The sequence below is a fragment of the Enterococcus hermanniensis genome (assembly GCF_001885945.1).
Lineage (GTDB): Bacteria > Bacillota > Bacilli > Lactobacillales > Enterococcaceae > Enterococcus_A > Enterococcus_A hermanniensis.
In genome coordinates, this window is record NZ_JXKQ01000003.1 from 1 (window position 1) to 14,141 (window position 14,141).

15 protein-coding genes and 1 pseudogene are annotated in these 14,141 nt (G+C 35.2%); 9 read left to right on the forward strand and 7 right to left on the reverse strand.

The genetic code is table 11. The features are described from left to right. The first annotated feature begins 43 nt into the window (after positions 1-43). The 4 genes from RV04_RS03935 (at position 44) to RV04_RS03950 (ending at position 2,573) form a co-directional block, all read left to right on the forward strand. The gene (locus RV04_RS03935; RefSeq protein ID WP_071857178.1) at positions 44-427 is read left to right on the forward strand and encodes a phage holin family protein; all 384 of its coding nucleotides are present in this window, start codon (positions 44-46) and stop codon (positions 425-427) included. Next, the gene (locus RV04_RS13450; protein WP_071857179.1) at positions 428-1,609 is read left to right on the forward strand and encodes a GH25 family lysozyme; all 1,182 of its coding nucleotides are present in this window, start codon (positions 428-430) and stop codon (positions 1,607-1,609) included. Positions 1,610-1,738: 129 nt separating this feature from the next. After that, positions 1,739-1,927 carry a hypothetical protein gene (locus RV04_RS03945; RefSeq protein ID WP_071857180.1) on the forward strand — a complete coding sequence of 63 codons (189 nt, stop codon included), beginning with the start codon at positions 1,739-1,741 and terminating at the stop codon, positions 1,925-1,927. 10 nt (positions 1,928-1,937) lie between these two features. Beyond that, positions 1,938-2,573, forward strand: a complete 636-nt coding sequence (locus RV04_RS03950) for a hypothetical protein (RefSeq protein ID WP_071857181.1) — start codon at positions 1,938-1,940, stop codon at positions 2,571-2,573. 416 nt (positions 2,574-2,989) lie between these two features. Here RV04_RS03950 and RV04_RS03955 read toward each other — a convergent pair whose 3' ends face one another. From RV04_RS03955 to RV04_RS03975, 5 genes and pseudogenes are all read right to left on the reverse strand, one after another. Next, positions 2,990-3,244 (reverse strand): hypothetical protein, encoded by a 255-nt coding sequence (locus RV04_RS03955; protein WP_071857182.1) that lies wholly within the window; start codon positions 3,242-3,244, stop codon positions 2,990-2,992. Positions 3,245-3,246: 2 nt separating this feature from the next. Then, positions 3,247-3,534 (reverse strand): DUF5960 family protein, encoded by a 288-nt coding sequence (locus RV04_RS03960; RefSeq protein ID WP_071857183.1) that lies wholly within the window; start codon positions 3,532-3,534, stop codon positions 3,247-3,249. A 375-nt stretch (positions 3,535-3,909) separates the two neighbouring features. Then, positions 3,910-4,410 carry a hypothetical protein gene (locus RV04_RS03965; RefSeq protein WP_071857184.1) on the reverse strand — a complete coding sequence of 167 codons (501 nt, stop codon included), beginning with the start codon at positions 4,408-4,410 and terminating at the stop codon, positions 3,910-3,912. Between the two features lie 574 nt (positions 4,411-4,984). Further along, a pseudogene (locus RV04_RS13455) lies at positions 4,985-5,894 on the reverse strand (DNA/RNA non-specific endonuclease); the annotation flags it as partial. A 597-nt stretch (positions 5,895-6,491) separates the two neighbouring features. Continuing rightward, entirely contained in the window at positions 6,492-6,914 is a 423-nt protein-coding gene (locus RV04_RS03975) for a VOC family protein (RefSeq protein WP_071857185.1), read from the reverse strand. 182 nt (positions 6,915-7,096) lie between these two features. Between RV04_RS03975 and RV04_RS03980 the strand changes: the two genes are divergently transcribed. Further along, a complete protein-coding gene (locus RV04_RS03980) occupies positions 7,097-7,567 on the forward strand; it encodes a universal stress protein (RefSeq protein ID WP_071857186.1) in 471 nt (156 codons plus the stop codon). A gap of 45 nt (positions 7,568-7,612) precedes the next feature. Here the strand turns inward: RV04_RS03980 and RV04_RS03985 are convergent, their stop codons facing one another. Beyond that, complete coding sequence (locus RV04_RS03985; RefSeq protein WP_071857187.1) at positions 7,613-8,695, reverse strand: iron-containing alcohol dehydrogenase family protein; 1,083 nt, start codon at positions 8,693-8,695, stop codon at positions 7,613-7,615. Between the two features lie 145 nt (positions 8,696-8,840). Between RV04_RS03985 and RV04_RS03990 the strand changes: the two genes are divergently transcribed. The 4 genes from RV04_RS03990 to RV04_RS04005 all read left to right on the forward strand — a co-directional run bounded on the left by RV04_RS03990 (position 8,841) and on the right by RV04_RS04005 (position 13,217). After that, complete coding sequence (locus tag RV04_RS03990; protein WP_071857188.1) at positions 8,841-10,292, forward strand: ABC transporter substrate-binding protein/permease; 1,452 nt, start codon at positions 8,841-8,843, stop codon at positions 10,290-10,292. Beyond that, entirely contained in the window at positions 10,285-11,007 is a 723-nt protein-coding gene (locus RV04_RS03995) for an amino acid ABC transporter ATP-binding protein (protein WP_071857189.1), read from the forward strand. The genes RV04_RS03990 and RV04_RS03995 overlap by 8 nt, the downstream gene beginning before the upstream one ends. 24 nt (positions 11,008-11,031) lie before the next feature. Next, entirely contained in the window at positions 11,032-12,183 is a 1,152-nt protein-coding gene (locus RV04_RS04000) for a pyridoxal phosphate-dependent aminotransferase (protein WP_071857190.1), read from the forward strand. A 137-nt stretch (positions 12,184-12,320) separates the two neighbouring features. Then, positions 12,321-13,217, forward strand: a complete 897-nt coding sequence (locus RV04_RS04005) for an NAD(P)-dependent oxidoreductase (protein ID WP_071857191.1) — start codon at positions 12,321-12,323, stop codon at positions 13,215-13,217. 20 nt (positions 13,218-13,237) lie between these two features. Here RV04_RS04005 and rarD read toward each other — a convergent pair whose 3' ends face one another. Beyond that, positions 13,238-14,128 (reverse strand): EamA family transporter RarD, encoded by an 891-nt coding sequence (rarD, locus tag RV04_RS04010; RefSeq protein WP_071857192.1) that lies wholly within the window; start codon positions 14,126-14,128, stop codon positions 13,238-13,240. Positions 14,129-14,141 lie beyond the last annotated feature (13 nt).

Sequence of the window (14,141 nt, forward strand, 5' to 3'; positions counted from 1 at the left end):
TTTCGGACGGGGCTTCTTTAATTGATAGGAAGGGTGGAAAATATTGGTGATTTTAGATAATGGAGTTTTGCTTCACGAGTTCAGAAGCTTGTTAAGCAATGGGTATTTGCAAGTGTTCGTTTGGATGGTGTGTGGGGATATCATAACAGGTTTATGCAAAGGATTTTTCATTAAGGAAGGCAATAGTACTAAAGGATTATTGGGGATTGTTAAACACTTATTAGTAGTGTGTTTGGTAATCGTCGCATATCCATATTTAAAAATTATGGGCTTTGAACCAATCGCAACGAGCTTCGTATTTTTCTATATTGCAGTTTATGGGATTTCAATTGTTGAAAATTTAGGTCAGTTAGGCGTTCCGTTTCCTGATTGGGTCAAAGATCGATTTTCTAAATTAAAAGATGTATCTGAAAAGGAGGAAAAATAAATGGTGTTAAATGGAGTAGATGTAGCGAGTTGGCAAGCTGGAATTGATTTTTCTAAAATTGCCTGTGATTTTGCGATTATCAAAGCAACCGGTGGTAAAAGCTATGTAAATCCACATTGTGATACGCAATATCAAAGTGCTAAAAAGTCTGGCAAGTTATTAGGCGTGTATCATTACGCTCATGAATCAGGCATGGAAGGAACTGCCGAACAAGAAGCACAGTTTTTCCTTGATAATGTCAAAGGTTACATTGGAGAAGCTATCCTGATTTTGGATTGGGAATCTTCAAATAAAGGAGACGTGAATTGGGCTAAAACATGGATGGACTATGTGTGGGCTAAAACAGGTGTTGCACCAATGTTCTATACTTACACAGGCGTATTAAATAGTTACAATTTTAGCTCGATTGCCAATGCCGATTATGGATTGTGGGTGGCTAATTACGGTACAGATGCAGTCATCAATGGTTTTAAACAACCAAGTCCGCCTTCTAGTCCTTATTGGAAATCAACAGCAATGTATCAATATTCGTCAAACACAATGTTAAGTGGTTGGGGTTCGAGATTAGATGCAAATGTATTTTATGGTGACGCAAATGCTTGGAAGGCATATGCTGGCAATAAAACGAATAGCAATTCAAACACCACAACTAACACATCAAGTACATCAGGTAAAAATGGCATTGCGATTGACAATGTTTCTAAGGATCAAGCAACGAAAATGGTTCAACGGATTCAATCAAAATACGCATGGACATTATTGAGAGATCAAGTTAAAGTCAATAAGCAAAAAGATGGACGATACACTTTAGTTATTAAGACAGGTAAAGGTAAACGATTAGATCAATCATTGGCTAGACTGAAACAAGAATTAAAATCGTATCAACCAGGTTACATGCAGCAAAACATCGCCATCGTTAACGGAGATAAAGACAACGCTCAAATTGAAGCAAGGAATATGTCCGTGGACTTTTCCAGTCATATGCGAAATTTCCTAAAAGATATTTTATTGGACGGCCAGACCTATGCGGAGAAAAACAGTTATGGCACATATGACGTTCGTGTTAAAGGTGAAGGTTTCAATAATACAGATGCACCAGTAGTTTTAAATGAAATTAAAGCATTAGGAAAAGCAAGCGACGTCAAAATCGATGCTACTCATATTAAAGGATTCAAGTACTAACAAACAGCCCTCTTAAATTAATTAAAGGGTATTTATGATAAAATAAAAAGAGCCCACCCGCAAAAGTGAAAGCTCTTCCTGTAGTTCATAAGTATATAGATATTATACCACACTTTTGGGGGCATTTATATGGGGAAAACTAACGAAAGGCTATTCCTAAGCGAGTCAGAATTATCTGAATTGAAAAATATAATTACATTTTCTTTGGAAGAAGGATATGGAGTTTATTACTCTGAAATAGAAACTACAAAAAAAGTTTTACTCAAAATATTTCCAGAGGAATTTGAAAAGATAGTTCGAAATTCAATAGTGGAATAGAAAATCATCTATGGATAAGAAAGAGCAAGCATTGCTAAATGAGCGTCTGAAAAAGTTTTACCTGAGATTATTCGATGAATCGGATGTCTATTTATTACTGATTATGTTACGTCAGCACAGCAAAAAGAACAGCATAGTATTTGAACTAGCTAATTTTGTTGCTCATAGGGAGCGTGATCGCGGAATGTTGCATAAGTACATTCTCGAAACGAAACTGAAAGCAGAAAAAATAGGTGTAGAATCTACAACAATAGTAATAAAGGAAAGATTTAAAACTGCTGATCTTTTTAAAGATATAAACCAGATACTACTCGAATTAGAATTTTTACCTCTACCTAATGAAATATCTAATGAAATAATGGTGTGTGTAATATCACTTTTACAGGATGTTAAATTGGTGAATAACAATAAAATAATAGGTCATTTAGTGTTAGCTATATCTAAGGATGAGATTGAGCTTATGGGGAGCGTCAAACCAAAAGGAAAGATATATAAAACTACGAACATCAAAATTAATTTTCCGGTGTTAAAGGCAGAGAATATTTTCTATACTCCTATAACAAAAAGAGAAATAGAAAATACAGTCTTAACTGTTCGTGACGCAAGTGGTAAATTAGTATTAACTAACGTTGCAAAAAACGAATAAACAAACAGCCCTCTACAGTTTTGTAGGGGGCTTATTTTTGTGCTTTCTTAATTGTAATTAAGATAGAAGAAGTCTCCCAGACTTAATTAGTTGGGAGTTTTTTTTTATAAGTATATAATGCTTGCAAAGTAATCGTTTTCTCTGTATGTTTAACTTTGGTGGGAAGTCACTCGCCCATCGAAAAAGGACGTCAGATACAGTTACTTGGGGAAGTAGGCTGTGGGGAAATCTGACGTCCTTTGTTTATTTTAACATTGAAAAAAAAAAATACTAGCTTTTTAATAAAACGGTAAAACTTTATTAAGGATATAATTTGTTTAATTTGATTTAAAGTGCTATAATTGTTTTATCAAACATAGGTTTCCTTACAGGGAAAGTCAGTCAGTCCACTTTATGAGTGATCTGGCTGGCTTTTTTTATATCGCTATTCGATTAAATTCCATCATCATTTTAGTCTGACCGATTACCGCATATTTCTTCACAATGAACTGTTTCCTACTATTATATAAACCAGCAACAACTACATGCATGCCGTCTTCTACGTCAGCTAAAAAGTTCAACGAGTGACCAGCAATTAAACACGATTGATTATCCAATTTGAAATACACAAGGGGACGTTCAGAAAACTCTAATATTTTGATACTACTCACAATACCATTCATTGTCTGCATAATTATTGCCGCCTTTCAATTCGCTGAAATTTATATTTATATAATTTGAGCTTAGGAATCGTCTCATTGATAACAATATCGAAGTAAAAAACATGATCTAATCCATCTCTAGTTTTATGTTTAGGTATTCTAAAACAAGGAATATCTCTTTCATTCATAAGATACAATAATTCATCTTGAATAGTAAAAAAAGGAAGGTCGGTATCTACAACTTTCATAAAGTCTGCAGCTAGCTTTTCTGTTAGCAACGGTTTGTAATAGAAAGCTACTTCTGATTTGTTGACCATCATATCGCTCACCTCAAATTTATTATACGAACAAATGTTCTGATTTGTAAAGCGAACAGATTATTAAATTGAATTCATAAGGGACAAAAAAGGGGCAAAAAACTATTAATCAGTGACATACTGTTGAATAATCTAAGTGGCTATAAATTGATTGAAAAACTGATAGTAATAAGCATTGAAAGACCATTGATTATCCAACGATATTAACTGGTTCGTTTATGCCGTAAGAACCGGAAAGATTTTTTAATTTAAAAAATGATTTTGCTATAATTTGATATTTCAAAAAGAGAGAACCTTTATTTAAAAGGTTCTCTCTTTTTATATAGTTATCATAAGTATTGATATAAAGCAAAAATGCCCAAAATTTAGTAACTGTATTTATCTATTAGATTTATTTAATAGTGAAACTGTTTCTTTTTTTATTAGTTTTTCTCTATCTAATTTAATATTAGGATCAACTAAGCCGATTTGAGCTGTAAGATCTTTTTTCTTATTTATGATAACTATAAATGGAACAATTATTTCATTGCCATTTTGAGACTGCGAAATTATATGTTGTAAAGATAATTTATTCTTTTTTGTGAAGGCCTCATTATGAATATTAGTAGTCCAAATAGGTGTTTTTTTAATAGTTGCTTCCTTCTTCAAAATTGGTAAAATCTCTTCACACCAAGGGCATTCTGGAAAATAGAAGAAATAAACACCAGGCTCTCTTTTTTCAATACGACTAAAAACTTGAGTATCATCCTGTGCTATATAAGTATTAGAATCCGAATTTTTTTGTTTAAATAGATAAAATCCAGTTATTACTAATATTAATAGTAGTAATAAAACAAATGAAAATATTATCCTTTTTCGAATAGAGAAATTTATAGTCATCTAACCCATCCACCATGGCCGTAACAAGAATTGGCTTTTCCTCTTGCACTAGGATCGCCACTAGCGGGGCTGCCATCTTTACAGTATCCTGTTATACCACTTTGATTTTGTTGTGTAGCAGCTTGTTCTTGAGCTTGACGTTGAGCCTCAGCAGCAGCTTGTTCTTGAGCTTGACGTTGGGCCTCAGCAGCAGCTTGTTCTTGAGCTTGACGTTTGGCCTCAGCAGCAGCTTGTTCTTGAGCTTGACGTTTGGCCTCAGCAGCGGCTTGTTCTTGAGCTTGACGTTTGGCCTCAGCAGCGGCTTGTTCTTGAGCTTGACGTTTGGCCTCAGCAGCGGCTTGTTCTTGGGCTTGACGTTTGGCCTCAGCAGCGGCTTGTTCTTGAGCTTGACGTTTGGCCTCAGCAGCGGCTTGTTCTTGAGCTTGACGTTTGGCCTCAGCAGCGGCTTGTTCTTGAGCTTGACGTTTGGCCTCAGCAGCGGCTTGTTCTTGAGCTTGGCGTTTGGCTTCGGCAGCAGCTTGTTCTTGATCTTTTTTTTCATCCTCTTTTTTCTGTTGAGCCTCTTGCTTTTCTTTACTTGTTTGGCTTGTCCCGTCAGCGTAATTTATAGTTACGCCCTCTTGCACATTAAAAATATAAATATTAAATTTGATAGTGTTACTACCGATAGATTGTGCCATCATATGGACACCGCGAGCTAGAAGCTCATCTCCACGAAATACTGGTGTTACTGAATATCTAACATAGTTGTTTTTTTCTTTTTCCAAGTAGGTTTTAATATCCATTTCATAGCGAAGCATTTCTGGATTATTCAATTGTGCTGTTCCTGTGATAAGGTTTTTCCAGTTATCATTCTCACCAGAAAGGGCATACCCAATCAAATGTGAACGATTATAAAGATACCCTTTATCAATTTTCTTATTATGCCATCCGGTAGGTTTAACATTAGAAATATCTCCACGCTTTGCTGTAGGCATTAATGATTGATTTAACATCGCCTCTGCTGAAGTAGCACGATTGAGTTTATCAAGGTCGCCGTATTTTTCCCACGCCTTGTTTGCTAAAGATAAATCGTCTTCAGAAAAGGTAGGTTTGTTGTCATTTACTTCAATTGTTTGATTTTTGCTATATTCTAAATTTGCTAGATTATTATTATCTTGTTTTACTCTATCAGTAAATGAAATAAGTGCTTGCTTTTGAGTGTTCTTTTCCTCATTCTTTTTTTTATTATTTTTCTTTTTTTCTGAAGAACTTGAATCAGAGTTATTTTTTATTTTAGTTGGCTGAGTGCTACTGATTTTTGTTTCTGCTGTTTTATTTTCGGCTGGCTCTATTAGAATACCACCTACAACAAATACAATAAAAGCGCCTAGAATAATTAACAGCTCTGGCTTCTTAGGAGATTTCTTGAAAAACGATCTAATGAATCTGATTACCCCAAAAATAAATCCAAAAATTCCTACAAGTATTAATAAAGTTCCCATCTTTATCCCCCATACAATTTCATTTTTCTCCTCCTGATTAATTTCAGGCAATAGTAGTCGCCATAAATACTCAAATAAGTCACTATATATTTTGTTGTAGAAATAATTCTCTAAAATTCATTTTTTTATTCTTGAAATACATAAAATTTAAGATACGTGAGCTGAGTGAGCCCAAATTATTTATTTTTTTTTAATGTTATCCTTTCCATAAAGTTGCAATCTTATATCTAGTTGTTATTGCACTTTTCATTCTGAATTCAAGTAAGATATTTCTATTTTTTATGACTTTATTTTCAATATAATTTTGACTCTATAATTAACATTTTATACTAGTATTTACAATATAAAAACTAAAAAATGAAACACATAACAATACGGTAATAAAAAAAGTGATTATTATTTAGAATAGGCTTAAAAAGTAGGGTATATGATTAGAGAGTATTAATATAGTTGTTTTGCGATTATTTTATGAATTAATGGATAATTTAGATTGGAACAATCTGCTTAAGTATTACCCAATATAAATCCCCCTAAGTCAGTTTTCATCTGACTTAGGGGGATTTATCTATTAAGAATTTTTTTTATGATGGTTTTAATTTAAATCAAACGACTATGCATAGGATGTTCATTATTGAACTGAATCAGATCCCATAAATTACCATATAAATCTTTGAAAACAGCAACAGTTCCATAGTCAGCGACTTTCGGGTCTCTGACAAATTCAATTCCTTTAGAAAGCAAACGTTGATAATCTCCATGAAAGTCATCGGTTCCAAGAAAGAGAAAGACTCTGCCACCTGATTGGTTACCAACAAAATCTTTTTGAATTGAATTAGATGCTTTCGCTAATAAAATAGTTGTTCCATTTGAATTTTTTGGGGAAACTACGACCCATCTTTTGTCTTGTTCAGGTTGATACGTGTCTTCGATAAGAGTGAAATCTAGCTTTTGTGTATAAAAGTGAATTGCTTCATCATAATCATCTACAACTAAAGCAATATGAACAATACTTTGTTTCATTAGAGAATCCTCCTTAGGATAAGTTGTACAAATAGAATAGCAATTTTGATAAGTAAAGTAAAAAGCGATGTTCTTGAATTTAAGTGGCATGTCTAGGAAAACCGTTCATCGTAAAATCATCCTTATCCTCTGAATTGATATATAATAGACGTATAAATAAAAAACTTGAAATGAGGGATACTATGAGTACTAAGATTTTAGTTTTAGTCGGTAGCGATGGTAAACCAGAAAATGCTTTTAGAAAGGCTGTTGAATTGGCCGAAAAAGAAAAAAGTGAATTACATGTGTTAATTTATAATACCACCTTAAAAGAAAATATTGCTTTAGAAGAAAGTGAAGAGTTTTCCTTGGAAGATGGGTATATGGGAGAATTGACCATGCCAGATATACAGTTGATGGAAGATCTAGATGAGGAAAATCAAGCAGAGATAAAGGAATTTGTTTCAAGTATTAACTTAAGTAATCCTGATAACTTGATTGTTTCTTATGTTTCTTATGGATTAAAAAAAGCAGTTCTTAATTATGCAAATGAAAAAGCGATCGATTTAGTTATTTTGGGTCAAGAGGAGACACTTTATACACGTTTGACTTTTGATTCACTGATTAAGCATGTAGCTAATAAATCAGCAAGTAATTTATTGATCATCAAATAATAAAAAGGATCTTTTCTTTCATTAATGAGAGAAAAGATCCTTTTTTTAGTCAGTGGTAAATTTTTCTAGCCCCTTCATTTTCTCAATAATCAATGCGGGAGTGATATGTTCTTTCATTAAATGAATTGTTTCTTCTGGTGCACAGGCACGTTCGGCCACGGCTTGATAGTCACTTTCTGTTAACTCTAACTGTAAATCTGATAGGCTAGTCGGTAAATCTAGTTGATGATAAAAAGGGAGTAATGACATGATTTTAGGCTGCTTATTTTCGATCATTAATTGGACTAAGATTCCATAAGCTACTTTATTTCCATGAAGTTGTTCATGGCTATCAGGTAAAACAGTCATCGCATCATGGATTGAGTGAGCGCCAGCAGTTCTGCCATACTCATCTCCAAAGCCACCAACCATACCAGCTAATAAAATGTTTGTTTCGACTACATCGATAAATGATTGGTTGATTTTTTTGTTTTCCATTGCCTCAAGTGCAGCAATACTTTCTTGTAATAAAATATCGTGGCATTTTTTGGCAGCAAACTGTGCAACTTGAACTTCGATCGGTAGCGTGTCTAGCTGTGACAGGATAGCGGATGCTTCGTACCATTTTGCTAACGTATCACCAATACCAGCCACCATTAATTCTTTTGGGGAATGAAGAATAATTTCAGGATCAATCAAGACTAGATCGGTCGCTTTTGGGAAAATATCGTAACGTACCATAACGTCTTTTTCATCATAAATGACGCTTAGTGGTGTGTACGCAGCGCAAGTCGCTGCTAATGTGGGCAAAATAATAATCGGTAGCTGTGCTTTGTAGGCTGTAAATTTTGCTAAATCAGCTACTTTCCCTCCGCCAACTGCAATGATGCCATCAAATTCCTTGTTTATGCATAAAGAAGCAAAATCTTCAGCCGCTTTATCGGTACATTGACCGCCATAATAATGAAAATTTTGTGAGATAGATAATTTAGGAAAGTGTGGTTTCACTGCTTCCCAAGAATCTTTTCCATGAATTATCAAGACATTATTTATCTTTCGCCGCTCAAGATGAAAGGCTAAACTCTCCCATGCCTTGGTTTTAAGCTCATATTCTTGTGGGGCACCGCGAACTATCAATTGTTTGGTCATCTAAAAACTTCTTTCATCATTTTTTTATTTAAATCTTTTTTTATTATAATAGTTGTGGTAGTATAAGTGCAAGTTGTTTTTGAATATTTATTCTTTAATTATTCATATACTTATATTATTATTCAATACAAAAGGAGCGGAATAAATGAAAAAGAAGTTTTGGTTACTGGTAGGACTAGTAGTATTGCTACTAAATTGTCTACCAATAAAAGCTCACGGAGCAGAAAAAGATGAAATCTATGAACGGATCCAACAAAGTGGCGAGTTGGTTGTAGGGCTTTCAGCGGATTATGCTCCTTATGAATTTCATGCCGATGTGAATGGACAAGATAAAATCGTTGGGTTTGATATTTCGATTGCAGAAAAAATTGCGAAAGATATGGGCGTAAAACTAAAAATTGAGGAATTGGGTTTTGATGCATTATTAGGCGCATTGAAAACTGGAAAAATCGATTTGATTATTTCTGGGATGTCAATCACTGAAGAACGTCTAAAAGAAGTCGATTTTTCAGATCCTTATTTTGTAGTCCAACAAAAAGTGTTGGTGCGTAAAGATGACAAAAATAAATATAAAACGACCGATGATTTTAAAGGTGTTTCTGTAGGCGCACAAAAACAGACGACGCAAGAAGCACTAGTAAAAAATGAAATGACGGGTGCCGATTTGACTTCGTTGCAAAAAGTCCCAGATTTAATCAACAATTTGCTAAACAAAAAAGTCAATGCGGTGGTGTTGGAACAGCCGGTAGCGGAAGCTTATGCTCAACAAAGTAAAAATTTGGCGATAGCTTCGGTTGGCTTTGAACAAGGAGAAAAAGTTACGGCGATCGCAATGCCTAAAAATACGCCTGAACTGAAAGAGCACGTCAATGCTTCGATTAAAACAATCAATGACAAAGATCTATTAACTGGTTATAAAAAGAAAGCCAATGAATTGATGTTCCAAGAAGATCAATCATTCTTACAAAAATATGGTCCTTATTATTTGAGTGGAGCGAAGTATACGATTTTGTTAGCTTTTGTCGGTGTTTTGTTCGGTTTGATTTTTGGTAGTTTACTAGCCTTGATGAAACTAAGCAAAAATAAATTATTGAAAGCTTTAGCAGTCATTTATATCGAGTATGTTCGCGGGACACCACTATTAGTCCAAATCTTTATCGTGTATTTTGGCACCGGTGTTGTAGGACTAGATCTTTCTAAGTTACTAGCTGGCTGTATCGCGGTCTCACTGAATAGCGCGGCATATGTGGCGGAAATTGTTCGTGCAGGTATCAATGCAGTCAATAAAGGACAAATGGAAGCAGCCCGTTCATTAGGCATGAATCAAAAAGAAGCGATGCGTTTCATTATTTTCCCACAGGCAATCAAAAATATCTTGCCGGCTTTAGGGAATGAATTTGTGACGATCATCAAAGAATCATCAGTCGTTTCAGTAATTGGGGTATCTGAATTGATCTTCCAAACGGGTGTCGTACAAGGCGCAAGTTTCAAACCATTCTTGCCATACGTTTTAGTATCGCTGATTTATTTTGCGCTGACTTTCTGTATTTCCCGTCTATTAGGTTTAGTTGAAAGGAGAATGGGACTAAATGATTAATGTAAAAAAATTATCTAAAAATTTTGGTGAAAATGAAGTTTTAAAAGCCATTGATTTAAATGTCAAAGACGGAGAGGTCGTCGTTATCATAGGGCCATCTGGAAGTGGGAAAAGTACAATCTTACGCTGCTTGAATCTCCTAGAAGAACCAACTTCAGGTGAAATCTTTTTTGAAGATCAAAAGATTACAGCTCCTAATAGCAACATTGATAAGATCCGTCAAAAAATGGGGATGGTTTTCCAAAGTTTTAATTTATTTCCACATATGAATGTATTAGAAAATCTAACGATCACACCAGTCAAAATAAAAAAAGAAGATCCAGCAGTGGCAAAGCAAAAAGCATTAGCATTACTAGATCAAGTGGGATTAAAAGAAAAAGCGGAAAGTTACCCATCAAATCTATCTGGCGGGCAACAGCAGCGGGTCGCGATTGCTCGGGCTTTAGCAATGAACCCTGATGTGATGCTGTTCGATGAACCAACCTCTGCTTTGGATCCAGAAATGGTCGGAGAGGTACTGACAGTTATGCAAGACTTGGCCAAAGAAGGAATGACGATGGTCGTCGTCACCCATGAAATGGGCTTTGCCAGAGAAGTGGCAGACCGAGTAATTTTTATGGCAGATGGAGTGATCCAAGAAGAGGGAACGCCCGAGGAAATATTTGATCATCCGCAAAATAGTCGGACGCAAGATTTCTTAAATAAAGTATTATAGCCAACAGTAACAGGAGGATCTAGGATGGATAAGAACAAAATAGCGCAACGGTTTCAACAACCAACTGAAAATTTATTGATGAATATTGCGATTTTAGCAAAAGAAAAAGCAGATATCATTGATTTGTCAATCGGAGACCCTGATATCATCACGAACCAAAAAATTATTGAGGCTGCGTATCAAGAAGTAAAACAAGGGGCGACTAAATACACTGCCCCTGCTGGTAGTAAAGAGTTGTTATCGACTATCATCGATTATTATCAAAAAAAATATGATCTGACAGTCCAATTGGATCAAGTTCGGGCAACTGTAGGGGCTTTACATGCGATTTATTTAGCCTTGCAATCGATCTTAGATCCAGGGGATGAAGTTATTTTACATGAACCCTATTTTTCACCGTACAAAGAACAAGTAATTCTCTCTGGTGGAACACCAGTTTTTGTTCCGACTTATGAAGAAAATAATTTCCAAATTGATGTGGCAGATTTAAAAGCGGCGATCACGGATAAGACCAAAGCTATTTTGATCAACTCACCGAATAATCCAACGGGAGCAGTTTTTTCAGCAGCAACATTAAAAGAGATCGCCCAAGTTGCAATCGAGCATGAACTCTTCATTATTTCAGATGAAATTTATGAAGATTTTACCTTCAAAGAGACCTTTGTTCCGATGGCGCGCTTAGCACCAGAGAATACAATTACGATCAGCGGCTTATCAAAAGGATTCGCTATGACGGGCTGGCGTTTAGGGTATATGATTGCTCCTGCTTATATCAATCAAATTGTTGGAGTCATCAATGAAAGCATCACTTATTCAGCACCAACGGCTTCTCAACAAGCTGGAATTTATGCATTGAATCACTATGAAGAATTAGTCCCGCCGACAGTAGCCATTTTTAAGGAACGCTTAGCTTATATTGAGGCACGTGTAAACGAGATTGCATATTTATCACTGAACGCAGTAGCGGGCAGTATGTATGCGTTTATCAATATCAGTAAAAGTGGTTTAGATTCAGTAACTTTTGTTGAAAAAATATTAGCAGAAACGGGTGTACTATTTGTTCCTGGTAAAGCTTTTGGTGAAACGGTCGGGGATGACTACATTCGCTTAGCAGCTACGCAACCAATCGCTGTTTTAAAAGAAGCTTTTGACCGTTTAGCTAAAGTCCAATTTTAGACATAAAAAGTGTTTGATCTTTAACCAAAAGGTCGAACACTTTTTTTGAGCAATAGTAGAACAACTAAAAGGATTACTGTTTACCTGACAGATAGAAAGCTTTATCATAGAGATAGAATAGATTATGGGAGGTTGACATGAACAAATTTAAAAAAATGGTCGCGATCGAGCCGACAAAGTTATTACCGGAATGGGATGAAAAATTGGAAGCTCTTGCTGAAGAAGCGATCTTTTATGAAGATATTCCTGCGGACACAAAAACAATTATTGAACGGATCGGTGATGCAGATTGTGTACTGTTGAGCTTCACAAGCTTTATAAATCAAGAAGTACTAGAAGCCTGTCCTAATATTCGTTATATCGGGTTGTGTGCGAGTCTATATTCACCTGAAAATGCAAATGTCGACATTCGTTATGCGAAAGAAAAGGGTATCCTTGTTACTGGCGTGCGCGATTACGGGGATGAAGGTGTTAAAGAATATGCAATCAGTGAATTGGTTCGTTTACTTCAAGGGCGAGGTACTGCGATGTGGAAAGAAGAACCAATGGAATTGACCGATGTCAAAGTTGGGATTGTAGGGATGGGAACAGTGGGTAGTCTGTTAGCTAAAACAATGAAGTTCTTTAATATGGACGTTAACTACTATAGCCGTACTCGTAAACCGATGCTGGAAGAAGACTGGTCAATGACGTATTATCCATTGGATCAGTTATTACCAGAAGTAGATATTTTAATTACTTGCTTGAATAAAAATGTTGTTTTGCTAGATGAAAAAGCGTTTGAATTGTTCGGTGTTGGAAAAATCTTAATGAATGTTTCGATTGCACCATCGCATGAAATACCGGCACTAAAACAATGGTTAGAAAAACCAGGAAACTTTGGTTTTAGTGATACAGAAGCTGGATTAGGTGAAGCAGTGATCGGAATGAAAAACGTTTTTGCAGGTAAAAATAATGCCGGACTGACATCAATGGCTAAAGTTCGGCTAGCCCAAAAAGTGATTCAAAATATCGAAACATTTTTAAATGATTAAAATGAAAAAAAGGAGTTCGCTTATAAGCGACTCCCTTTTTTTTGTGCTTCAATTACGTTCCCGATAATAAATACTAAAATACCTAACCAAATAAATGAAAAGGCTATAAATTGGGGGAGAGCGTAGGGTTCATGAAATATGAAGATCGCCATCAGCAACATGATGGTTGGATTAATATATTGTAAAAAACCGACTGTAATGTAGGACAATTTTTTGACCGCATTCGCAAATAGCAGTAAGGGAATTGCCGTAACGATGCCGGCACCGATCAACAAAAGATTCGTGGGTAGCGAATAATTCATGAATCTTGTATCAGAGATAAAAAATAAGTAAATCAAAGCAATTGGAGCGATTATCAATGTTTCTAAAGTGATACTCGTAGCTGCGCTAAGAGTTAATTGTTTTTTTGCTAAGCCATAAATACAAAAACTCGCGGCTAAAAAAATAGAATTAAATGGAAAGGCCCCTGTCTGGATCGTTAGTAAAACAACCCCTGCTAGAGCGAGTAAACTAGCTAAAGTTGCTTGTTTCGAAAGCGGCTCTTTTAAATAGAGTGTACCTGCTAAAACATTTAATAAAGGATTGATATAATAACCTAGACTTGCTTGTTGCACCTCACCAATCGAAACAGTATAAATGTAAATTCCCCAGTTAAGTGAAATAAAGATTGCAGCAATAATAATAGCTAAAATCTGTTTTTTATTTTTTAAAAGAATTTTCACTTCAGAAATAAATGTAGCCATTTTTTTTGAAAGAGTGAGACAAACCAACATAAAAATAAGTGACCAAATAATTCGATAGAATAAAATATCGATTGAACCTACGTTTCCAACAAGTTTCCAGTAGAGTGGCAAAATTCCCCAAATAATATAGGCACTAAGACCATAAAATAACCCTGAATCTTTTTTCATTCCAATCTCCTTA

Excerpts from the sequence above, each read along its gene's own strand:
- RV04_RS03990 (WP_071857188.1), top strand. The coding sequence starts at position 8,841 with ATGAAAAAGAAGTTTTGGTTACTGGTAGGACTAGTAGTATTGCTACTA.
- RV04_RS03985 (WP_071857187.1), bottom strand. The coding sequence starts at position 8,695 with ATGACCAAACAATTGATAGTTCGCGGTGCCCCACAAGAATATGAGCTT.
- RV04_RS03945 (WP_071857180.1), top strand. The coding sequence starts at position 1,739 with ATGGGGAAAACTAACGAAAGGCTATTCCTAAGCGAGTCAGAATTATCT.
- RV04_RS03995 (WP_071857189.1), top strand. The coding sequence starts at position 10,285 with ATGATTAATGTAAAAAAATTATCTAAAAATTTTGGTGAAAATGAAGTT.
- RV04_RS03975 (WP_071857185.1), bottom strand. The coding sequence starts at position 6,914 with ATGAAACAAAGTATTGTTCATATTGCTTTAGTTGTAGATGATTATGAT.
- RV04_RS04005 (WP_071857191.1), top strand. The coding sequence starts at position 12,321 with ATGAACAAATTTAAAAAAATGGTCGCGATCGAGCCGACAAAGTTATTA.
- RV04_RS03950 (WP_071857181.1), top strand. The coding sequence starts at position 1,938 with ATGGATAAGAAAGAGCAAGCATTGCTAAATGAGCGTCTGAAAAAGTTT.
- RV04_RS04000 (WP_071857190.1), top strand. The coding sequence starts at position 11,032 with ATGGATAAGAACAAAATAGCGCAACGGTTTCAACAACCAACTGAAAAT.
- RV04_RS03960 (WP_071857183.1), bottom strand. The coding sequence starts at position 3,534 with ATGATGGTCAACAAATCAGAAGTAGCTTTCTATTACAAACCGTTGCTA.
- rarD (WP_071857192.1), bottom strand. The coding sequence starts at position 14,128 with ATGAAAAAAGATTCAGGGTTATTTTATGGTCTTAGTGCCTATATTATT.
- RV04_RS03955 (WP_071857182.1), bottom strand. The coding sequence starts at position 3,244 with ATGCAGACAATGAATGGTATTGTGAGTAGTATCAAAATATTAGAGTTT.
- RV04_RS13450 (WP_071857179.1), top strand. The coding sequence starts at position 428 with ATGGTGTTAAATGGAGTAGATGTAGCGAGTTGGCAAGCTGGAATTGAT.
- RV04_RS03980 (WP_071857186.1), top strand. The coding sequence starts at position 7,097 with ATGAGTACTAAGATTTTAGTTTTAGTCGGTAGCGATGGTAAACCAGAA.
- RV04_RS03965 (WP_071857184.1), bottom strand. The coding sequence starts at position 4,410 with ATGACTATAAATTTCTCTATTCGAAAAAGGATAATATTTTCATTTGTT.